This window comes from Halochromatium sp. NSM3 (assembly GCF_059621085.1).
The window spans coordinates 1-20,263 of record NZ_JCAQIA010000032.1; the positions used below are offsets into that span (position 1 = coordinate 1).

22 protein-coding genes and 1 pseudogene are annotated in these 20,263 nt (G+C 64.1%); 11 read left to right on the top strand and 12 right to left on the bottom strand.

Features of this window, described 5'->3' with window-relative positions; all coding sequences use genetic code 11:
* Nucleotides 1–77: 77 nt before the first annotated feature.
* Both AC54T3_RS13045 and AC54T3_RS13050 read right to left on the bottom strand, forming a co-directional pair.
* A complete protein-coding gene (locus tag AC54T3_RS13045) occupies nucleotides 78–326 on the bottom strand; it encodes a hypothetical protein (protein WP_496625363.1) in 249 nt (82 codons plus the stop codon).
* Between the two features lie 391 nt (nucleotides 327–717).
* Entirely contained in the window at nucleotides 718–849 is a 132-nt protein-coding gene (locus AC54T3_RS13050) for a hypothetical protein (protein ID WP_496625364.1), read from the bottom strand.
* Nucleotides 850–895: 46 nt separating this feature from the next.
* On the opposite strand from AC54T3_RS13050, the gene AC54T3_RS13055 reads away from it, so the two are divergent.
* Nucleotides 896–1,033 (top strand): hypothetical protein, encoded by a 138-nt coding sequence (locus tag AC54T3_RS13055; protein WP_496625433.1) that lies wholly within the window; start codon nucleotides 896–898, stop codon nucleotides 1,031–1,033.
* Here the strand turns inward: AC54T3_RS13055 and AC54T3_RS13060 are convergent.
* On the bottom strand, nucleotides 1,030–1,482 hold the full coding sequence (locus AC54T3_RS13060; RefSeq protein ID WP_496625365.1) for a response regulator transcription factor: 453 nt from the start codon (nucleotides 1,480–1,482) through the stop codon (nucleotides 1,030–1,032). The two genes, AC54T3_RS13055 and AC54T3_RS13060, sit on opposite strands and share 4 nt — an antisense overlap.
* A 375-nt stretch (nucleotides 1,483–1,857) precedes the next feature.
* Between AC54T3_RS13060 and AC54T3_RS13065 the strand changes: the two genes are divergently transcribed.
* Entirely contained in the window at nucleotides 1,858–2,547 is a 690-nt protein-coding gene (locus AC54T3_RS13065) for a hypothetical protein (RefSeq protein WP_496625366.1), read from the top strand.
* Between the two features lie 124 nt (nucleotides 2,548–2,671).
* Here the strand turns inward: AC54T3_RS13065 and AC54T3_RS13070 are convergent, their stop codons facing one another.
* Entirely contained in the window at nucleotides 2,672–4,240 is a 1,569-nt protein-coding gene (locus AC54T3_RS13070; protein ID WP_496625368.1) for a hybrid sensor histidine kinase/response regulator, read from the bottom strand.
* Between the two features lie 9 nt (nucleotides 4,241–4,249).
* Nucleotides 4,250–5,710, bottom strand: coding sequence for an ATPase domain-containing protein (locus AC54T3_RS13075; RefSeq protein ID WP_496625370.1), 1,461 nt, complete (start codon nucleotides 5,708–5,710; stop codon nucleotides 4,250–4,252).
* Between the two features lie 961 nt (nucleotides 5,711–6,671).
* Here AC54T3_RS13075 and AC54T3_RS13080 point away from each other — a divergent pair.
* On the top strand, nucleotides 6,672–7,145 hold the full coding sequence (locus AC54T3_RS13080) for a SpoIIAA family protein (protein ID WP_496625372.1): 474 nt from the start codon (nucleotides 6,672–6,674) through the stop codon (nucleotides 7,143–7,145).
* A pseudogene (gene tnpA, locus AC54T3_RS13085) lies at nucleotides 7,126–7,435 on the top strand (IS200/IS605 family transposase); the annotation flags it as partial. The gene AC54T3_RS13080 and the pseudogene tnpA, both read left to right, overlap by 20 nt.
* Here the strand turns inward: tnpA and AC54T3_RS13090 are convergent.
* The 6 genes from AC54T3_RS13090 to AC54T3_RS13115 form a co-directional block, all read right to left on the bottom strand.
* A complete protein-coding gene (locus tag AC54T3_RS13090; RefSeq protein ID WP_496625438.1) occupies nucleotides 7,362–7,595 on the bottom strand; it encodes a hypothetical protein in 234 nt (77 codons plus the stop codon). The pseudogene tnpA and the gene AC54T3_RS13090 overlap by 74 nt on opposite strands.
* Nucleotides 7,582–7,995, bottom strand: coding sequence for a hypothetical protein (locus AC54T3_RS13095; protein WP_496625374.1), 414 nt, complete (start codon nucleotides 7,993–7,995; stop codon nucleotides 7,582–7,584). Before AC54T3_RS13095 ends, AC54T3_RS13090 begins: the two co-directional genes overlap by 14 nt.
* An 84-nt stretch (nucleotides 7,996–8,079) precedes the next feature.
* Nucleotides 8,080–8,952: an HDOD domain-containing protein gene (locus AC54T3_RS13100; RefSeq protein ID WP_496625376.1), complete on the bottom strand. Its 873-nt coding sequence runs from the start codon at nucleotides 8,950–8,952 to the stop codon at nucleotides 8,080–8,082.
* Nucleotides 8,953–9,211: 259 nt separating this feature from the next.
* A complete protein-coding gene (locus tag AC54T3_RS13105) occupies nucleotides 9,212–9,469 on the bottom strand; it encodes a hypothetical protein (RefSeq protein ID WP_496625378.1) in 258 nt (85 codons plus the stop codon).
* Between the two features lie 291 nt (nucleotides 9,470–9,760).
* On the bottom strand, nucleotides 9,761–10,837 hold the full coding sequence (metA, locus tag AC54T3_RS13110; protein ID WP_496625380.1) for a homoserine O-succinyltransferase MetA: 1,077 nt from the start codon (nucleotides 10,835–10,837) through the stop codon (nucleotides 9,761–9,763).
* 13 nt (nucleotides 10,838–10,850) lie between these two features.
* A complete protein-coding gene (locus AC54T3_RS13115; protein ID WP_496625381.1) occupies nucleotides 10,851–11,753 on the bottom strand; it encodes an ATPase in 903 nt (300 codons plus the stop codon).
* A 302-nt stretch (nucleotides 11,754–12,055) separates the two neighbouring features.
* Here AC54T3_RS13115 and AC54T3_RS13120 point away from each other — a divergent pair, with 302 nt between their 5' ends.
* Genes AC54T3_RS13120 through AC54T3_RS13130 form a run of 3 tightly spaced genes read left to right on the top strand, consistent with a single transcriptional unit; the run spans nucleotide 12,056 to nucleotide 15,173 of the window.
* Nucleotides 12,056–13,300 (top strand): MlaE family ABC transporter permease, encoded by a 1,245-nt coding sequence (locus AC54T3_RS13120; RefSeq protein ID WP_496625383.1) that lies wholly within the window; start codon nucleotides 12,056–12,058, stop codon nucleotides 13,298–13,300.
* On the top strand, nucleotides 13,297–14,148 hold the full coding sequence (locus AC54T3_RS13125; RefSeq protein ID WP_496625385.1) for an ABC transporter ATP-binding protein: 852 nt from the start codon (nucleotides 13,297–13,299) through the stop codon (nucleotides 14,146–14,148). Before AC54T3_RS13120 ends, AC54T3_RS13125 begins: the two co-directional genes overlap by 4 nt.
* On the top strand, nucleotides 14,145–15,173 hold the full coding sequence (locus AC54T3_RS13130) for an MlaD family protein (protein WP_496625387.1): 1,029 nt from the start codon (nucleotides 14,145–14,147) through the stop codon (nucleotides 15,171–15,173). Before AC54T3_RS13125 ends, AC54T3_RS13130 begins: the two co-directional genes overlap by 4 nt.
* 31 nt (nucleotides 15,174–15,204) lie before the next feature.
* Here the strand turns inward: AC54T3_RS13130 and AC54T3_RS13135 are convergent, their stop codons facing one another.
* The gene (locus AC54T3_RS13135) at nucleotides 15,205–15,393 is read right to left on the bottom strand and encodes a hypothetical protein (RefSeq protein ID WP_496625389.1); all 189 of its coding nucleotides are present in this window, start codon (nucleotides 15,391–15,393) and stop codon (nucleotides 15,205–15,207) included.
* Nucleotides 15,394–15,620: 227 nt separating this feature from the next.
* Between AC54T3_RS13135 and AC54T3_RS13140 the strand changes: the two genes are divergently transcribed.
* The 4 genes from AC54T3_RS13140 (at nucleotide 15,621) to AC54T3_RS13155 (ending at nucleotide 20,262) form a co-directional block, all read left to right on the top strand.
* Nucleotides 15,621–17,189, top strand: a complete 1,569-nt coding sequence (locus tag AC54T3_RS13140) for a DegQ family serine endoprotease (RefSeq protein WP_496625391.1) — start codon at nucleotides 15,621–15,623, stop codon at nucleotides 17,187–17,189.
* A gap of 19 nt (nucleotides 17,190–17,208) precedes the next feature.
* Nucleotides 17,209–17,886: a winged helix-turn-helix domain-containing protein gene (locus AC54T3_RS13145; RefSeq protein WP_496625393.1), complete on the top strand. Its 678-nt coding sequence runs from the start codon at nucleotides 17,209–17,211 to the stop codon at nucleotides 17,884–17,886.
* The gene (locus AC54T3_RS13150; protein ID WP_496625395.1) at nucleotides 17,886–19,433 is read left to right on the top strand and encodes a sensor histidine kinase; all 1,548 of its coding nucleotides are present in this window, start codon (nucleotides 17,886–17,888) and stop codon (nucleotides 19,431–19,433) included. Before AC54T3_RS13145 ends, AC54T3_RS13150 begins: the two co-directional genes overlap by 1 nt.
* A gap of 103 nt (nucleotides 19,434–19,536) precedes the next feature.
* Nucleotides 19,537–20,262 (top strand): YceI family protein, encoded by a 726-nt coding sequence (locus AC54T3_RS13155; protein WP_496625397.1) that lies wholly within the window; start codon nucleotides 19,537–19,539, stop codon nucleotides 20,260–20,262.
* The last annotated feature ends 1 nt before the right edge of the window (nucleotide 20,263 follow it).

Genomic DNA, 20,263 nt, shown 5'->3' on the forward strand with positions numbered 1-20,263 from the left:
AAATGTCAAACTGCTACTGTCACCCCGGCAGAGCCGGGGGATTACCTGGTTTATTTAAGGCTGTTACTGAAAGGGTGCTAGCCGACCTGCTGATGGCGCCGCTCGGCGGCGGCGATCTCGGCCGCTGCGGCGCGCGCCTCCAGCTCGCTCTTGGCGATACTGTTGTCGCGGACCAATTCTTGACCTTCGCGCAGCAGGCGCTGGGCCTCGGCTAGGGCGGCGTCAGCGCGCTCGGCCTCGGCGTTGGCCGCTGCCAGCCGGTGCTCGGCAAGCTCGGCATCCAGCTCGACCAACAGGTCGCCGCCGCTGCACCCGGTCGCCGGCATCCACCGGCAGCGCAGTGATCAGGCCGGCCACCTGGGTCGAGAGATTCGCCGCATGCGGTGAGGTCAGGGTCCCGGTGATCCGCTCCTGGCGAATGATCGGCTGCTCGCGGGAATCGGCAACCGCGACCGGCGCCGCCTCTCCCAAGGCCGGAGGCACCGGCAGCTGCAGCAGGATGAAGAGGCCGATTGCGACGACGAGGTTCTGCAGGCCCGAGGTCATCACACAGACCAGCCAACAGTCGGCCGTTCGGCGGCCAAGGCAGCGCTGGACTTCAGTGCCGTCGGGACGAGGCACCCTGACATCCGCATTAGCTCGCAACAGGTCATCCATCCCGTGAATCAGATCAGGAAGCCGATGCGCTGTCATGCGTTTATCAGCTTGAGCGTGAGGTCATGCGAGCGCGACCGCGAGGAAGCGGGTATCGGCGCGTGGTGCGAAGAAGGCGATTGCACTGCCAATCGCAGTGGCAAGGCCGGCGAGCAGCGTCAACAGCAGCGCCGGCGCGATCAAAGTGACATCCATCGATGGCGGCCCCTCAGGCTTGACTCATGGTGGTTTGGCAGCGTCTGTGCATTGCCTGCGTGAGCACGCGTACCGAAATAGCCCACTGCCGATCGGCAACAACCAGACCACCTCCCAGCCCTACATCGTCGCGGTGATGAGCCACTTCTTGCGGCTGCTTCAAGCGATCTGGACGCTGCATTAGCGATGCGCACTGAGGACATCGTCACGGCGTCGCCGGTCGATCTCGAAGGCACGCTCGATGCGCTCGGTCAGCGTGCTCCTGCTCACCGGCTTCTCGAGGAAATCCACCGCACCCAACTGGACGGCCTGCGCCGTGGTCGGCACATCGCCGAATCCGGACAGGAAGATGATCGGCAGGTCATAGCCGCGCTTGCGCAGCGCCTGCTGCAGCTCCAGGCCGGTGATCTCCGGCATGCGCATGTCGAGTACCAGGCAGCCGCAGTCGTCGTCCGCGCAGGAGGCAAGAAACGCCTTGGCACTGGCGAAGCCCTGCACCCGATAGCCGAGCATCTCGAGCAGCAGCTGCATCGATTCGCGCATCGCCTCGTCGTCATCGACGATATAGACGCTTTGCTCCTTATCCATCATGTTCCCCCCGTAGTGGCCGGGCGCCCTTGCATCATCTGTCATGCCTACCTCATCGATCGCTGCCTCGCGGTCTCGCTGTGTGCAATAGGATGGGTCAGCATCTTGTTCTCACAAACCATAGCAAAATCGGAGGCAAATTCGGAGCCAGCCTTGTCGCTTGGACGGCGCAATGGCGAGACAGACTGAGCGCGGGCACCCAAGCGGTTGCTTTAGACAGCCCTGTGGTTCTAAAGACCCGATCCTAGCTGGCAGGGTGACACTGTTCGGGAGCGAGTCGGCAATCGAGGCGCCACAAGGCCTTGGCCGGATGTCTGCGCGGCACGGTCGTTGCTTCGTGGTTGCTATCAAGCACTGCGCCGAACAGGGCCGTTGCCGAGCGCCTCGCTTTCCTAAAGTCCTCCCTAGAGCGAAGACCCGATGAACACTGCGATAACCGATGTAAAGTCCCGATGCTCACGCGAGCGGCTCAACGCCCTGCTGCTCATCATCATCGCCGCAGTGGCGACCACCGACGTCGCCGCTCAAGCACCGGTTGATCCTGCCAAGCCCGGCGAGGCGAGGCGAACACCAAGTGGCGAGCCCTGGCGCGGCGCCCTTCAGAGCGGCGCCGAGGTCTGGGTCGACCCGCGCACCAACCGGCCGATGACCCAAGGGCCCGGCTACCAGACCCAGCTTTGGGATGGCATCTATCGTCTTAACGATGGCACTGAGCTGCACGTGCGCAACGGCCGAGTAGTGCCGACCACCGAGATGCTTGAGCGTCGCCAAGCGACGCCGATGCCACCGCCAACTGACGAGCAGGCTCCCAGGGAGGGCGACATCGCGCAGCCAGGGCAGCCGGGCGAGACAGCCTTGGGCGGCGATAGCCGTCCCTGCCAGGTGCTGGTTGAACAGGCCTGCGGTCGCGACAACGCTTGCGCGGATACCACCAAATGCAGCGCCGCACATCAACTGGTCGACATGGCCGCTGAGCAGCGGGCGCAACAGGCAAGGCCGAATGCGCTGACAGGCACCGGGCACAAGTGCCGCGACGCGCTCGGCGACAGCTTCTTTGCCCCCTGTCAAGCGAGCGCCGCTGGCGAGGAAAACGCAGCGCCGGCGCGCTGAAGGCTGGAATCGCGCTTGGTTCCCTGACAACCACGGAGCATGATGACCATGAATGATGAACGGCATTCGACGGCGCTGAGCTTTGGGCTAAGACCATCGCTCAGGCAATGGGCGGAAGCGCGTATTAGCGCCCGGCAATGGCCGCTTCCAGCTCCGGCATCGCCACCGGCTTGACCAGGTGGCGATCGATACCGGCGCGGCGTGAGCGATGGCGGTCCAGCTCCCGGCTGAAGCCAGTCACCGCGATCACCCGCAAGCCGGCAAAGCCGTCGAGACGGCGCAGTCGAGAAGCGACCTCGTAGCCGTTGAGACCCGGCAGGCCGATGTCGAGCACCACCACGTCGGGACGGTGGGACTCGGCCGCGCTGAGGCCGCCGGGGCCGTCGTGCGCGAGGACAACCTCGTGCCCCCGTTGCTCCAGCAGCCGCTTCAGCCCGTTGCCGAAGTCCAGATTATCTTCAATGACTAGGATGCGTTGCGCCGGGGTCGGAGCGGTCTGCGCTGAGCCTTGTGGCTGCCCCTGCGGCTGATCGCCAGTCTCGATCGACGGCGCCGTCTGCAACGGTAGCAGCACCCGGAATTGGCTGCCTTGGCCGGGCCCGTCACTCTCGGCGTGGATCGAGCCGGCATGCATCTCGACCAGCGAGCGTGCCAGCGTGAGGCCGACGCCCAAACCGGAGCGCGAGGTCTGCGGCTCGCCGTCGCGCTGCGGGGCCTGAAAGAAGGGCTCGAAGATGCGCGCCTGGGTCTCGGCGCTCATGCCGATGCCCTGATCGCGGATGTCGATCTCGGCCAAGCCATTGTGCGCGCGGGCGCTGAGCCGAATCTCGCTGTCCGCCGGCGAATAGCGGCTGGCGTTGACGAGCAGGTTGGCGAAGATCTGACGCAGCCGGGTGGCGTCGGCCAGCAGCGGCATGGGCTCATCGCCGATGTCGAGCGCGAGGCGTTGGTGGCTGACCTCGAGCGTCGATTGGACCTGGACCACGACGTCCTGCAGCGTGGTGCTCAAATCCAGCGGCTCGCACTGGAGGCTGAGCTTGCGGCGAGCGATGCGCGAGATATCGGAGAGATCGTCGAGCAGGCGCTTGATCTGCACCGATTGGGTCGCGATGACGCTCAGGCAGCGAGAAGCCGGCGGCGCCTCGAGCTGTAGCGACTCCAACACCTCGCCGCAGGTCATGATCGCCGCGAGTGGATTGCGCAGTTCATGGCCGAGGGTGGCCAGGAACTCGTCGCGCTGGGCCACATGCTCGGCGCGCTCGTTGAGCAGGTCGCGAATCCGATACTGCTGGCGGCGCTCACGCAGGGCCATCTTCACCGCATTGACGAACACGCTGCTGTTCACGGGTCGCTCGATCAGGCGCACATGACCGTAGATGTCGTAGTCGTCCAAGGCCTCGAGACTGGCCTTGGCGAGCCGCCGGGTGAGCACGATCAGCGGCAGCGACGACCACTCTTCCTGCTGCGAGAACTGCTCCCGGATGCAGGCGCCGGCATCGCCGCGCAGCGCCTCGCCTGCCACCACTAGGGCGGCGGCGGGCTCCGCCAGGGCGCGACACAGGGCTGTGGTGTCGGCGCAGCTGTACGGCTGCAGCTGCGCCTGGCGGAGGAAACGCTCGCACAGCAAGGCATCACTCGGACTCGGTACCAGGATCAGGATGCGTTCGGTGCTGTTGGGGGTCTTGTCAGCCACAGGCAGGACTCAAAGCAGCGGTTTTACCTCGCCCAGGTACTCAGGCACCCCGGTGAGCACGCTGCGGAACTCGCTCAGCGGCTCGCCGACGATGATCCCGCCGCGACCGATCTTGTACTCGCGGATGGTGCGCTCGTGATCGCCATAGCGCTTCTTCATCACCGAGAGCGCATAGCGGATCGCCCCATAGGCCTCGAAGTAGCGCTGGGCGATGACGGTATCGGTGAGATAGCTCAGATCGACCGCGAGGCCTTCCTGGCGGTTCAGTGGACTTGGGTGGGCCAGCGTGACCAGCGTCAGTGCGCCATGCGCGCTCAGATAGCTCAGCAGGTCATGCACCTGCAGATTGATCGAGGGGTCATTGGGCATCGCCTGCAGATAGCCATTGAGGCTGTCGATGACGATGACCTGGGTCTGGTTGTGCTCGACCTCGTCGGCAAGCTCGCGCGCTAGCTCGCCGGGCGCGACCTGACCGGGATCGATCTGGCGCAGTTGCAGCAGCTCCGAGTCCAGTGCCGCGTCGATGTCGAGCGCCTGGCTGAGGGCACGCTTGCGGAAGGTGGTCAGTGATTCATCGAAGGCATAGAGCGCGACCCGTTCGCCGCGCCCCACGGCGGCCACGGCGAAGCTGCTGACCAAGGTCGATTTACCACAGCCGGGCGCACCAATGATGCCCACGTTGGTCCCGCGCTCGACCCCGCCGCCGAGGAGTGCGTCGAGCGCCGCGCTGCCGCTCGAGACGAGCCCGGCTGGCGGTTGCACCGCTGGCTGACTCGCCTCGAGCCGCGGAAAGACGCTCAGCCCCCCGCTTTTGATGCGCAGGTCATGATAGCCGCCGACATAGGCCTGGCCGCGCAGCTTGGGCAGCCACAGCCGACGCCGGCCACGACCGTAATCATCGAGCCGGTGCTCGATGCGGATGATGCCCCAAGCCAGACTGCGCGGGTGCAGCTGCGCCGTTCCGCCGGGCTCGTCGGTCACCAGCAGCGTGGTTCCGAACTCGACGGCTTTGCTGCGGAAGAGTTCGACATGGTGTCGGAAGTACGAGGATTGATCGCTGTAGGCTCGCAATCCGGCCAGGGTATCGAGGACCAGACGCTGAGGTCTCAGGGCATCCATCTCGGCGAGCATCGCCTGCACGCGGTCATCCAGCGCGATCTCGGAGAGGTCGAACAGCGCCGTGCTGTGGACCTCATCGGCGCTGACCAGATCGCGCACCTCGAGACCCTCGATCGACCAGCCATGGGCGTGGGCGATCAGGGCCACCTCCTGCGGACTCTCGGCGAGCGAGATCAGCAGGCAGCGCTCGCCCCGGCGCAGCCCCTCAATCAGGAACTGCAGGCCGAAGGTGGTCTTGCCGGTGCCGGAATCGCCTTCAACGAAATACAGGTGGCCCTTTCGCAGTCCGCCCTGCAGGACATCGTCCAGACCAGGGACGCCAGAGGGGATCAACGCGGCCGACGTCGACATGGGGAGCGCTCCTTGATATGGCAGGCCAGCGCCTCTTCTCTGGCTGGCAATATTCGGGTGCGGTGTCAGCGAAGACTGGAGTGGCTCGCGAACCAACCCCACCCGAATTCCAACAGGTGTGGCAGAAAAAAGCCACCGATTTTCGCTGGCGGGCCACCAACGGACAGCAACCTGCGTTAGGAACGCCTAGCACCAGGCGGTTGTGCCGGTCGCGATAATCGCTGAGCGCGTCCGCCCCTGGCTGCGGCGTCTGGTCGGGTCAGCATAGCTGCTGGCGTCTCATTTTCAGCATGGCCTGCAAGCTCCTTGCACAGCCAACCGCTGGCATGGGGATAGGGATAGCTGTCAGCAGACGGCCGCGCCAGCGTGCCGGTTGCACGCGTTCATGCCCCTGCAAACGCAGACGTCGGGTGAGCCGCAGCAGATCCAGATCGTCACTCATCGCTCGTCTTCTCCCTCGTTCCGCAAGCAGTCAAGATTTCAACCTCGGCTCAGATCCTTATGCCCCAGGTGAAGGAGCATATCGACCAGCTGCACCGGGGCCAGGTCCGCACATCGCCAGCTTCTCGTGCCCAGTCGCATGGCTCTGATAGACCGAAGGGGCGCACGTCAGTGCAACGGTCCGCCGAACAGCGGCTCGCGGCGCTCCGGTTAGAGGCCGTGCACGATGGATTCCAAAAGCGTCGCATCCGGGAACAGAGTTTGCAGCTTACCGGTGCAGCCTGACCATCAACGCAAAGACATCAGAGTGGAGGTCAACATGGACATTCAAGATCCGCCATCAGGTCCATGTCCTCGCCGTAGCGGCGGTCGTGCTCACAGGCCAACCATCGGTACCATCAGAGATTTGGCGAGGAGGGTTCCTGCTGCGCGCTCGGTGGCTTCGTGCTCCTTGGGGTCAACATCCTCGTGATTCTTAGACTTACCCAACGATCATCCGCTTGAATGAGAGGTAGCAACCATGATCGATGTCCACGAACAGCCCAACACCAACATCGTTGAGATGACAGTCTCGGGCTCCGTCACCGCACAGGAGTTCGACAACGCGCTGGCAACCTCCAAGGGCGCCATCGAGCGCCACGGCCGCATCCGCGTCCTTGAGACCGTTGGCGAGCTGGATACCCCACCCATCCCCTGGAACAAGCTCTGGGATGACGTCAAATTCAGTGTCGAGCACCTGAGTGATATCACCCATGTCGCCGTGGTTGCCGATCAGGGCTGGATTGGCGCCTATGTCAACATGCTCAACCCGCTGATGAAGGCCGAATTCAAGCACTTCAAGCGTCCCGAGCTGGAAGTCGCTCGGAGCTGGCTAGGCCCAGGCGGCCTAGTCATTGTCCGAAGCAAGGTTGAAACCACCGCCTTTAGGCGGTCAGATTTATCTTTGAAGCCTTTTGAGAGGCGTGCTGAAAGAGATGGACTATCGTTATGGTAGCCACACAGTCTTCAAGATTCAGTCCCACTTTGTGTTCGTCACGAAGTATCGTTATCACGTTCTGAGAGGGGATGTTGCTCTTAAAGCTCGAGAACTGATCCGCCAGACCTCTGAGGCGTTCGAGATCGAGATTCTCAAGGGTGTTGTCAGCAAAGACCATCCACATCCTGGTGTCAGCGCCTCCCAACATGGCGCCCAGTGAAATCATGAGGCGGATCAAAGGGCGAACATCGACCAAGCTGTTTGAGACGTTTCCGGAGTTGAAGAAGCGTTACTGGGGCCGGCGTTATGGGTGCGCAGCTCGAATTCGTCGATGTAGACCCGGAATCTCAGCTCATCGGCGGGTGGGTAGACGACGAAGATCACGCGCTCGATCCCGGATAGGCCCTCTGGCCAGGGTGTGGCGATGTGCTCGGCGTAGCGTTCGATGAGTCGATCAAGCCTGCTCATTGAGCCACTCCTGCTCCTGTTTGCTGAGATAGCCCGGAAAGCGGACCTCCATCACGCCGCCGATGCGGTGGAACACCAATAGCCCGCGCTGTGCGGCCGCTTGGGTCAGCTCGATCAGCTGTTCTTCGGGAAGATCGAGTACGCGCAGCCAGTCGCTGCTGAAGAGCCGTTGAGCGAGACGACCGTCCAGGTAAGCCAGGAACAGGCCGGAATGTGAGCTTGCGCGCGTTGACCGTCGGCTTGTCGAGCACATTGTCGTCGCACGCTGGGCCGCTTCGGGCAACACCTCGAGCAGGCGCTGCAGTTCCGCCAACATCATCGTTCGCGCCGCATGCACGCCGCCTTTGCTGAATTTGAAGCCGAAACGTGCGAGCCCGGCTGGGTCTTCGACGCTAAACATCTCTACTCGGCCTGCGCGGACGCGATCTGGAGGATCACGCTCGCTGAGAACTTGCCGGATGACCAGATCCGACAAACCGGCGCCTCAATACACCATCATCCAGCCTGGCAACATGATCTCGTACATTTCGGTCACCTGCAGGTTGATATCGTCTGGCAGGCCAGTCACTGTCTCCGGCGCCAGATCTAAACGCTCGGCGAGCGCTTGGAGCTTTTCGGTCGCTGCGTCCGACTGCAGACTCTCTCGATCGAACATGTAGGCCTGAAAGAGAGCGGCGATCTCACGAGCGGCATACAAAATCTCGGTTTCGGTGCGGTAGCACACGGCGGCGCTAGGATTGAGGTGATAGGCGATCGGTTGCCAGAGCGATTCGGGGAGCTGCCAGCTCTTGAGCAAGGCGGCGCTGAGTTCGGCGTGATTGAACCCGAAAACCTGTTCCTCGGCGGCAATCACGTCAAGTCCTTCTTCGTCGATGCGCGTCAGCACCTCCAAATACGCCTCGGGGCGTTGACTGAGGAGCACCAGCTTACCAAGCGCATGTAACAGCCCGATGAGAAAGAGCGGCTCGCTCTTAGGCAACGAGAGATGTACTGCCAGTGTCCGTGCGGCGATCCCACAGGCGACGCCATTGAGCCAAAAACGCTCCATGTCCACCCGCTCTGGCGGAAGCCCCTTGAACACCTCGACCGCACAGGTGGCGAAGACCAGATCGCGCAAAGCCCCGTAACCGATCATGCTAATTGCCTGGGTGACGGTGTCCACAGAATGCGGACGGGCATAAAAGGCACTGTTGAGCAGGCGCAGCAAGCGCGCCGACAACGCGGAATCGCACAGGATGACCTCTGCTAGGTCGGAGGGCTGCGACGCGGGATCATCGATCAACTGATTGACGCGTAATGCGACATCAGGCAAGGAATAGAGGTGTTCGGTTTCCTGGACGAGAGACTCGGGAGTCATGATCGGATTGCCCCGCAAAATTTCAACTTGCAGCCTGTGTTGGCTATTCTAAGGCAAATCCAAGGCAAAAAAACGCATCAAGGCCGCTCGAAGCGGCCTTGATGCGTTTGTGCCCCTAGTCCTTGGGCGCGGAGAGTGCGAGCAAGCCTCAGTTCGCAGGGCCTGCCACCGGGGCTTGAGCAACGCCATTCAGTGATGACGTCACTCTCGACGGTAGGCGTTGCGTGCTGATCCTCTTCAGCGACCGCACTCGCTCCGGCTACTGCAGCCGTTGCTGAGGCAGCCAGCCGGCAATCCGGTTGCGCTCGGCGGACTCGTCGATGCTGAAGAAGCGGTTCAGCACCAACAGGGCCTCGTCGAGATCGGAGCAGCCGTAGTCGTCCATCACCACATGGTTGCTGCAGTCCTCAACGTGGTAGCTGTGCGCCCGGTCAGCGGCGTCGTAGCGCAGACGGTAGCCGGACCCGGTCCAAGAGTCCCACTTGTAGCGGATCACTTGTTCTTTTTCGTCAAACATCTCTCAACCTATTGTATTTGATGAGTCATTCGGAAAAGCGAGCGGTGACATCTAGGGCATCACTGCATTCGGGATTTCCCGAACGTCAAAACCGCCCATGTCGCAAAAGTGCGTCCGGCGATCTCTTACCCCATAGTCTAGGAGCGTAAATGCCACTTGACAAGAGAAAGTCTAACCTTTGTTTGACTGAAAAAGTGCGGAACTAAGCACAGTTTTAGCATCACGATTGCATCGCGACCGGCCGCGCCCTTTCGTATTAAAAAAACCACAAAGATGCGATTTCGCAACTTATCAGGAGCGGATCAGCATGCGCAGCGGATCATCAGGGTCGACCCAGTCCATAAAGGGCAGGCGGCGGTCGTTGTGGGTCACCCGGTAGATCAATCCCAGCCAGTTCCCGACCACGCCCTCGGCGGTGTCGCGCCACGTATTGTTGAGTCCGTCCGCGATGCGTGCCTCCGGAAACAACGGCGGCTCACGACCGCGATCCAAGGCCCGCTGCAGCATGTGGCGATGTTCCTCGAGCACGGCCGCCGCCTTGCGCGAGAACACATTATCTGGAAAAGGGGGATAGTCGTCCCGAGCCCCGCTCGCAAAGCGCTCGACCTCGCGCTTGTATTCCTTCAGCAACGAGATGGTGTCGTACTCGGGGTGGCCCTGAAACATCACGAGGCGCAGCCCGTCGGAGCTGGTGGCTAGATGCACGCCGGCCTCGTCGCTCTCGACCAGGACCCGCGCCCCAACCGCCTCGAACTGTTCTCGACTGACCTCGTTGAAGCGCGAATGCGGGACGTCGAACAGGGTGTTGGTGCTCTCGACCAGCGGATGGGTCTGATCGACCACGCGATGCGTGAACACGCCCCAGCGTTTGGCAGGCAGCAGCTGGCGCCGTTGAGCGTAGCGAAATTGCATCACCGCATGGGTGGCGAGGCAGGAGCAGAGGGTCGAGGTGACATGCTCGAAGGCCCAGTCCACGACCTCGATCAGTGGCGACCAGAACGGCTGTTGCTCCAGGTCCGGACCGCTGACATTGGCCCCGGTGATGATGAGCGCGTCCAGCCCTTGCTCGCGCACCACCTTGAAGGGTTGATAGTAGCGCTCGATATGCGCGCTCGCCTTCTCGCCACGCGGCAGCCCGGGCAGCGAAAACGGATGCACATAGAACTGCGCGATCTGATTACTCTGCCCGACCAGTCGGAAGAACTGGCGCTCGGTGGCGGCCATGGCCGCGTCCGGCATCATGTTGAGCAGCCCAACGTGCAGCTCGCGGATATCCTGATGGATCGCCCAGTCGGATTCGAGGATATTCTGCCCCTCGGCGCGCAGGCGATTGAAGGTTGGCAAGTCGTTATGGGCAACGATCGGCATCGGCGTGCTCCTGTCAGCCTTGGCCGCGCTCAAGCCCCTGCAAGGCCTCGGCTTCATCATCCGGCGCTAGCGCCGGTGTGCGCGCGATCGTGGTCTCGATCAGAGTCAGGAAATCCTGCTCATCGCGCACCGCCGCGACCTCGCTGGACTCGACCGTATAGCCAAACGGTCGTGCAATCGCCTCATAGCGCGGCACCCGTGAGTGGAACAGGCGCGGGAAGACCCAACGGGTGAAGTCGTTCGGATCGATATCGGCGACGTACTCGAGCCCCTGCTCGGTGAGATAGTCCTTGACCGCAGCCTTGATGAAGGCCGGGCGAAAATAGAGCGGTTTCGGGTCGGCCTGGGCGCGTCGAATGAGCTTGATCTCGTCGGCCTGGGGCACGCGGATATAGAGGATCAGGCTGTGCTGGGCGAGGAGATCGATCACCGCCGGCTCTTCGAGTTCGCAGAGGCTGCCGCCGACATCGTTGACGAAGTGGCTATAGCCATAGATCTCGCGCGCCTTGCGGATGAACTCGGGCACATCCTGCATGGCACGGATCTCGGCATCGCGATAGAGCGCCTGCCGCCGGTTGAACTCCGGCAGCGAGAGACCGCCCTTTTCCGGGTCGCCGAGCTGGCCGACGAAGCTCAACACCGGCCCTAGGTCGTCGACCTGGATCTTGTTCTGGAACGCGACCCAATCGCGCCGCAGCAGATCGCGCAGGAAGGGCACCTGCATCGCCTGCAGCTTGATCAGATCCAGGATCGGCTCATCGAGGTAACGGGTGCCGATGCGATAGTCGCCGGAATAATGAAACCAATCGTTGCGCCGCAGCAGACCGGAGAGATAGGTCTTGCCCACTCCGGACATCCCCAGCAGGGTGACGCAGCGGTGCTGCCAGTGGCGAAATTCGTCGATCGTCAGCCTCAAAACGACGTCCTCGAGACAGCCAGACCAGCACGCGAACCCAAGGCCAGGTGCCGGCGCGCGACAAACTAGGCACTATACGCGATTCGCCGGCTTGGCGACCAGCATCGCCAGCGCCAGCGCCAGCGTTCGACAGCAACAGCGGATGCCAGGCAGATGCCAAGCTGCGGCCAACACGCTGCGGCGCGACCCTTGATCGGCCTATACTGTGGGCCGCACCTGGCGAATCCCCCCAGCCGTGCTCGATGTCCCTGACCGATCAGCCTGACAACTGATCATGCTCTAAGCCAACCACTTGATACCGGATGCCGCCTGCACCCACCGCGATCGACGAGCACACGCCGGTACCGGAATCGGCCCCCTCAATGGCGCTCGGCCAAGGTGCTGACAGCGACGTCGTACTCAGGCTAACCGGGCGCTGGCGGCTCGATCAGCGCATCCCTCAGCGCGCTGAGTTCAGCGCGCTTCTCGATCGCGCCGCGCCCATTGAGGGCGCCGACCCTAGCCGCAACGATCCTAGCTGCGGTGACGACGCAGCGGCAACGAGTCAACCGCTCAGGCTCAGCTTCGATACCAGTGCGCTGAGCGATTGGGATTCGGCCTTGGTCAGCTTCATCGCCGGCGTCGAACGACTATGCGCGGAGCGCAACATCCATTGCGACCCCGACGCCCTGCCAGACGGCCTGCGCCGATTGCGCGAGATGGCCACTCTGGCCGCCGCGCCGGAAGAGGATCCACATGACTGCGGCCCCAGCTTCCTCGCGCGCATTGGGCTGGATGTCGGCGATCTAGTGCGCTCCACCGGCGAGATCATCACCTTCTTTGGCGAAGGCGCGATCGCCGTGCGCCACTTCGTCACCGGCCGCGCGCGCTATCGCAAGTCCGAACTCTGGGTCATCATCCAGGAGTCGGGCGCCGATGCACTGCCCATCGTCAGTCTGGTCAGTTTCCTGGTCGGCATGATCCTGGGCTACATCGGCGATCAACAGCTCGCCCAGTTCGGCGCCCGCATCTATGTTGCCGATCTGGTCGGGCTCGCGACCGTGATCCAGATGGGTGCGCTGATCACCGGCATCGTCCTCGCCGGGCGCACCGGGGCTGCATTCGCCGCGCGCATCGGCACCATGCAGGTCAATGAAGAAATCGACGCGCTGCGCACCTTCGGCATCCCGCCGATGGAGTTCCTGGTGCTGCCGCGCATGGTCGCGCTGATCCTGATGACACCCCTGCTGACCCTCTACGCCGACCTGCTCGGCATCCTTGGCGGCGTCTTCGTCGGCACTGTCGTCGGCGGCGTCGGCCTCACTGCCTACTTGGTCCAGACCCAGGCCGCGATCGGCTGGAACCACATCATCCAGGGCCTGATTAGCGCCACCGTCTATGGCGCCATCGTCGCCGCCTCCGGCTGCCTGCGCGGGATGCAATGTGGGCGCAGCGCAGCGGCCGTTGGCGAGGCCACCACCTCGGCGGTGGTCACCGCCATCGTCTTCATCGTCATCGCCGCCGCCGTGCTGACGGTGATCTTCGATGCCATCGGACTCTCCGCATGAGCGCCCCGGCCACTTCGGAGTCCAGCGCGCGGCGCGGCGCCCCCCAGGCCGAACCGCGCGAGCACACCCAGACGCCCGCTCACGCGAGCGATCAGCAGCCCAAAGACGTCGCGATCCGGCTCGAGGAGATCGCCCTCGGCTATGACGCCGATAACATTCAGCAGGGGCTCAGCTTCGCCATCCACCGTAGCGATGTCTTCATCATCATGGGCGGCAGCGGCTGCGGCAAGAGCACGGTGATGCGGGCGCTCATCGGTCTGTTGGCGCCGCGACAGGGGCGGGTGTTGTTGCAGGATCAGAGTCTCTGGGAGGTCTCGGAGACGGCCCGGACCCAACTCCTGCGCGGGGTCGGGGTCATGTATCAGAGTGGCGCCCTCTGGAGTTCGATGACGCTCGAGGAGAACATTACGCTGCCCCTCGAGCAGTACACGCGGCTGTCGCGGCAGCAGATCTGCGAGCTGGCCGAGTACAAACTGGCCCTGGTCGGCTTGGCTGGCTTCGGCGGCTATTATCCCGGTCAGATCAGCGGGGGCATGCGCAAGCGCGTCGGCGTCGCGCGCGCGATGGCGCTGGACCCGGATATCCTTTTCTTCGATGAGCCCTCGGCCGGCCTCGACCCGTTATCGGCGCGACGGCTCGATGACCTCATCCTCGAGTTGCGCGACAGCCTGGGAACCACCATGGTGGTGATCACCCACGACCTCGACAGCATTTTCCTGATCGGCGACGACGCCGTGTTCCTCGACGCCGAGACCCGCACTATGCTCACCACCGGCAACCCTAAGCACCTGCGCGACCACAGCGAGATCGACGAGGTCCGCGCCTTCTTGCGCCGGGGTGAATCATGAGTCGCGAGGCCAATCCCACCATCATCGGCGGCTTCGTGCTCGGCGCGGTCGCGCTCGTCGTCATCGGCATCCTGGTCTTCACCAGCGGCGCCTGGCTGCGCGATCGCCTCTACCTGGTCACCTATTTCCCAGGCTCGGTCCAGGGGCTGAGCGTCGGTGCCGAGGTCCAGTTCCAGGGCGTGCCGATCGGGCAAGTGGTCGAGATCGGCCTCGACTACCTCGCCGATCGCGACAGCTTCCGCATCCCGGTGCGCTATGAGATCTGGCCCAAGAATATCCACGTCATGGGCGATCTCGAGGGAACCGCGCCGGCTGAGTTGGTGCAACGCCTAGTCGATGAGCGCGGCCTGCGCGCGCAGCTCGAATCGGTGAGCTTCGTCACCGGTCAGTATCTGGTGAGCCTGAGCCTGAATCCAGCGCTGCCGAGGCGCGACGACAAGCCGAGCCCCGATGGAACCATCCGCGTGCCGGCGATCGCGGCCACGCGAGACCGGGTCCAAGAGATGCTCGAAAACCTGCACCTCGATCAGCTCGTGGAGACCGCCTCGGACACCCTCGAGGCGGTCAACCGCTTGGTCAATGCCGACGAGACCCACTCGGTGCTGACCAACCTCGATCAGGTGTTGACAGGGCTCGCCTCTTTCATCACGCGCATCGATCAGCACATCGCGCCGCTCAGCGAGCGCGCCGACGCCACCCTCGGCGAGTACGAGCAGCTCGCCGCGACGCTGCGCGAGGAGGTCGCTCCGGTGCTGCGGGAACTGACCCAGGCCGGACAGACGCTGAACAGCCTCGCGCGGCGCCTGGAGTCGGAGGTGGAGCCCCTCGCCGGCTCGGCCCAACAGGCCTTGGATGAAGCGGCGCACGCGATGCGCTCAATCAGCCAGCTCACCGCCGAGGGCTCATCGACGCGCTACGAACTCGATCAACTCCTGGCGACCGCAACCCGGGCCGCGCGCTCGATCCGCACCCTCGCCGACTATCTCGAGCGTCATCCGGAGGCGCTGCTGCAAGGCAAGCGCTGACCGCAGTGCTCAGCCCGCCTCTGCCGGCGCCTTAGTGCTCACGCTCAACATCGGCCAACGCATCCTTGAGGGCTTGGAAAAGCAACCGTCTTGCCTGCGCCTCGTCCAATTCCGGTACTTCCCAGCCCATGATTCGGCCATACTTCTGGACCAGATGCCGAATATCGTGCACCAGTTCGTCGTGATACTTGCTGATCTCTATCTGCTCGAGGCTTGCCATCTCATGTTCCCCTCATGTGACCCGGTTCGGGTTGTTTTGCATTGTCGCACCCGTGCCGTTTCGACTCTAGAAGCAGATCCGCAGCAGAACGACCGGGATGAACGATTGGTAACCCAGCGGCCATCGGCCCGTAAAGCCGCACCCCCAACACTTGTTCGCAAAGGCTGAGTCGCCGGTCGGCTCTCCGTTCAGCAGACGCCCTCGGCACCATCCACTCAGGAGCCCCCATGATGCCTTCGACCCGATCCATCACCGCACCCGCACGCCATCCCGCGCCACGATCCGCGCCACAGGCCGTCGCCCTTGGCCTCGAGGGCGAGCGCACACTGTCCAAGCGTCTCGGCTTGGCTGCAACGCTCGGCCTGGCCTGTCTCTTGTCGGTCGTCTTCTCGATGGCCCAAACCAGCCACGCCGAATCGGTACCCGACCCGTTGAACGCGCCGGCCGGGCCGACCAGCTTCGCCGACGTCGTCGAGCGCGTCACGCCAGCCGTGGTCAATGTCACGGTCGCGCAAGAGGCCCAGCAGACGCTCTCGCTGCCTGGCGGCCAAATGCCCGACGAGAGTTCGCCCCTGTACGAATTCTTCAAACGCTTCGGTGGACTCGAGGAGATGCCGATGCCGGGACCACGCCAGCGTGAAGGCGAGGGTTCTGGCTTCATCATCGATGCCGAAGGGCACATCGTCACCAACAACCATGTGGTCGACGGTGCCACCCGGATTGAGGTGACACTGAATGACGGCGAGCAGTACGAGGCCAAGGTGATCGGCCGAGATGCCAAGACCGACCTCGCCTTGCTCAAGATCGACACCAACGACCCCTTGCCGCATGTGGCCTTCGGCGACAGCAGCGGTGCCCGGGTCGGGGATTGGGTACTTGCGGTCGGCAATCCATTCGGGCTCGGCGGCTCGGTCAACGCCGGCATCATCTCGGCGCGGGGACGCGACATCAACTCCGGCCCTTATGACGACTATATTCAGATCGACGCCCCGATCAATCGCGGCAACTCAGGCGGCCCGCTGTTCGACGCACGCGGCATCGTGATCGGCGTCAACACCGCCATCTTCTCGCCCAGCGGTGGCAACATCGGCATCGGCTTCGCGATCCCGGCCGAGACGGCGGCCGAGATCGTCGCCGACCTCAAGACCAAGGGCCGCGTCGATCGCGGCTGGCTCGGGGTCCAGATCCAGCCCGTGACCGAGGAGATCGCCGCCAGTCTGGGCCTGACCGAAACCCGCGGTGTACTGGTCGCCGACGTCCTCCCCGGCACCCCGGCCGAGGCGGCTGGCGTCAGCAGCGGCGACATCATCCTGCGGGCCGCCGGCGAGCGCATGCAGGAGTATCGCGATCTGACCAAGCTGATCGCCGGCATCGACGCCGGCACCGCCATCGAGCTGGTGGTGTTGCGCGCCGGTGAGACCCTGAGGATTCCGGTCACCATCGGCCAGATGCCGAGCGAGGAGCAAGTACGCAACGCCTCGACCCAGCCATCCGGGGGCGATGAGCCACGGCTCGGCCTGTCGCTGGCGCCATTGACACCGGAGCTGCGCGCCGAACGCGGGATTGAGAACGACGCCAACGGCGTTCTCGTCGCCCAGGTGGCCCCCGGCAGCCCGGCCCACAGCGCCGGGATCAAGGCCGGCAGCCTGATCTCGATGGTCGGCCAGCAGCGCGTCACCCAGCCCGGCCAGGTGGTCGATGCGGTCAAACAGGCCGCCGCCGCCAACCGCCCCTCGGTGCTGCTGCGCGTGGAGCAAGAGGGCGAGCAGCGCTTCGTCGCCGTGCCCCTCGGCTGAGCCATGGGGACATTGCGCCATGCGTGTACTGGTGATCGAGGATGACGCGCAGCTCGCCAGCTATCTGGCCAAGGCCTTCGGCGAGATCGGGGTGAGCGTCGACCGGGCCGAAAACGGTCGCGATGGCCTCTTTCTGGCCGCTGGCAATCGCTACGATGCCATGGTCGTCGACCGCATGCTGCCGGAATTGGACGGGCTGGCCATCATCCGTACCCTGCGCGCCTCGGGCAATCCGACCCCAGTGCTGGTGCTCAGCGCGCTCGGCGAGGTTGATCATCGGGTCGAGGGGCTGCGCGCCGGCGGCGACGATTACCTGGTCAAGCCGTTCGCGTTCTCCGAGCTGCATGCCCGCATCGAGGCCCTGTTGCGACGCTCGACGCCCGGCGACGCACCGGTCACCAGCCTCGGCGTCGCCGATCTCGAACTCGACCTGCTCAAGCGCGAGGTCCACCGCGCCGGACAACCGATCGCGCTACAACCGCGCGAATTCAAGCTGCTCGAGTACCTGATGCGCCATGCCGGCCAGGTCGTCACCCGCACCATGCTGCTCGAGAACGTCTGGGATTATCACTTCGATCCGCAGACGAATGTCATCGATGTCCATATCAGCCGCTTGCGGGCCAAGATCGACAAGGACTTCGAGCAGCCGCTGCTGCAAACGGTGCGCGGCGCCGGCTACATGCTGCGCGCCGATTGATGTCCCGGCCGGCCAGCCTGATCTCCTCACGGGCCAGCGCGCGCCGCGCATGGCGATGGCTGCGCGTGACCCTGGGACCGACGCTGAGCCGATGGCAGCACGCCTCGCGCTTCACCCTGACCAGCTCGACCTTTCGCCTCGCGCTGCTCTACATGCTGCTGGTCGGGGTCTCGGTCGCGATCCTGCTCGGGTTCATCTATTGGTCGACCGCCGGATATATGGCGCGCCAGACCGATGCGACCATCGGCGCCGAGATCCAGGGCTTGGCCGAACAATATCGGCGTCGCGGTCTGACCGGCCTCTCGACCCTCATCGCCGAACGCATCGCGCGTGATCCGCAAGGCGCCTCGATCTATCTGCTGACCCAACCGAGCGGCACGCCCATCATCGGCAATCTCGACAGCTGGCCGCCGGTCGCGCCCGATGTCGATGGCTGGGTGCAGTTCCGTACCCAGCATGCGACGCCCGGCAAGGCCCGCGTCGAGCACCAGACCCGCGCGCAGGTGTTCCGTTTGCGCGGCGACCTGCGGCTGCTGGTCGGCCGCGATGTGCGCGAACTGGTCGCGCTCCGAAACCTGGTGCTCGATGCGATCAATTGGGGCTTGGCCATCACGGTCGGGCTGGCGCTGCTCGGCGGCTGGCTGATGGGCGCTGGCATCGCGCGCCGGCTCGATGTCATCAATCAGGTCAGCCGCGAGATCATGCGCGGCGACCTGAGCCGCCGCGTGCCCAGCGCCGGCACCGGTGACGACTTCGACCAAGTGGCCGAGAACCTGAACCGGATGCTCGAGCGCATCGAGGCGTTGATGCTCAGCATCCGGCAGGTCTCGGATAACATCGCCCACGACCTGCGCACGCCCTTGTCGCGGCTGCGCCATCGGCTCGAACTCCTGCGCGGCAGCGCGCTCAACGCCGAGGCCAGCGCCGAGGTCGAGGTCGCGATCGCCGATGCCGACGAACTCCTGAGCGCCTTCAACGCGCTGCTGCGCATCGCCCGCATCGAGGCCGGCAGCCGCCGCGCGGCCTTTGCCGATCTCGATCCGCTGCCGCTGCTGCACGACGTCGCCGAACTCTATGAGCCACTGGCGACGGAGTCGCGACAGGCGATCGAGGTCGCGTGGGCCGACGGTGGCGCTCGCAGCAACGATGGCAGCAACGATGGCGACGCCTGCCGGCTGCATGCGGACCGTGACCTGCTGTTCCAGGCGCTGGCGAATCTAGTCGACAATGCCATCAAGCACACCCCGGATGGCGGCCACATTCAGCTGCGCGCGGACTGCGACGACGAGGCCGTGGAACTCAGCGTCAGCGACGACGGCCCCGGCATTCCGGTCGAACTCCGCGACAAGGTGTTGCAGCGCTTCTTCCGCATCGACGAGAGCCGAGCCGCCCCTGGGCATGGACTCGGCCTCAGCCTCGTGCAAGCGGTCGCGCAGCTGCATGGCGCCAACCTCAGCCTGGAAGACACGGCCCCCGGTCTCAGGGTGCGGTTGCGCCTGCCAAAACAGCGCCCCGGGAGCGAGATGCGGGAACGCGGTTGGGATTAGCGCACGTCGGTCGCATTACTGGGGTTGATCGTCGGCCCATCGCCCGACGATGATCACCACGCCTTGACCCTTCCTTGAGACCATCCATCAGAGGAGTTCACTCATGCGCCACCTGCTCACCGCCCTACTTGCGACCAGTCTTGCCAGTGCCAGCCTCGCGCCCGCGCTCGCGGCCGATTGGACGCTCGATCCCGAACGCTCGCATCTGAGCTACGTCTCGATCAAATCCGGCCACATCGGCGAAAACAACCACTTCACCGAACTTGCGGGACACATCGATGATGCGGGCCAGGTGGTGGTCGACACCGCGCTCGATAGCGTCGAGACGCTGGTCCCGATCCGCAACGAGCGCATGCGCGAGATCCTGTTCAAGACGATGAACTACAGCGACGCGACCCTGAGCGCCAAGGTCGATGCCGCCGCAATCGACGCGCTGCAACCGGGCGAGATCGTCGAGGTGGTCGCCGAGAGCACACTCAGTCTGCACGGCCAGAGCCAACCGCTGGTGCTCAAGATGCAGGCGGCGAAGCTCGATGCACACACCCTGATGGTGGCTAGCACCGAGCCGGTCATCCTCGATGCCGGCAATTTCGGCCTGGGCGAGGGCATCGAGCAGCTGCGCGAGATCGCCGGGCTCGAGAGTATCAGCCGCGCCGTGCCGGTGACCTTCGTCATGACCTTCGAGAACGCCAGTCCGGCGCCTGACGCCAGCGCCGAGACAGCGAGCGTCGAAACGCTCGATCAGTACCTGACCTACCGGGAGACCATCGAGGCGATGAGCAGCGATCAGAAGGAAGCGGTCGCGGCACTGTTCAGCCCTCGCCGTTAGC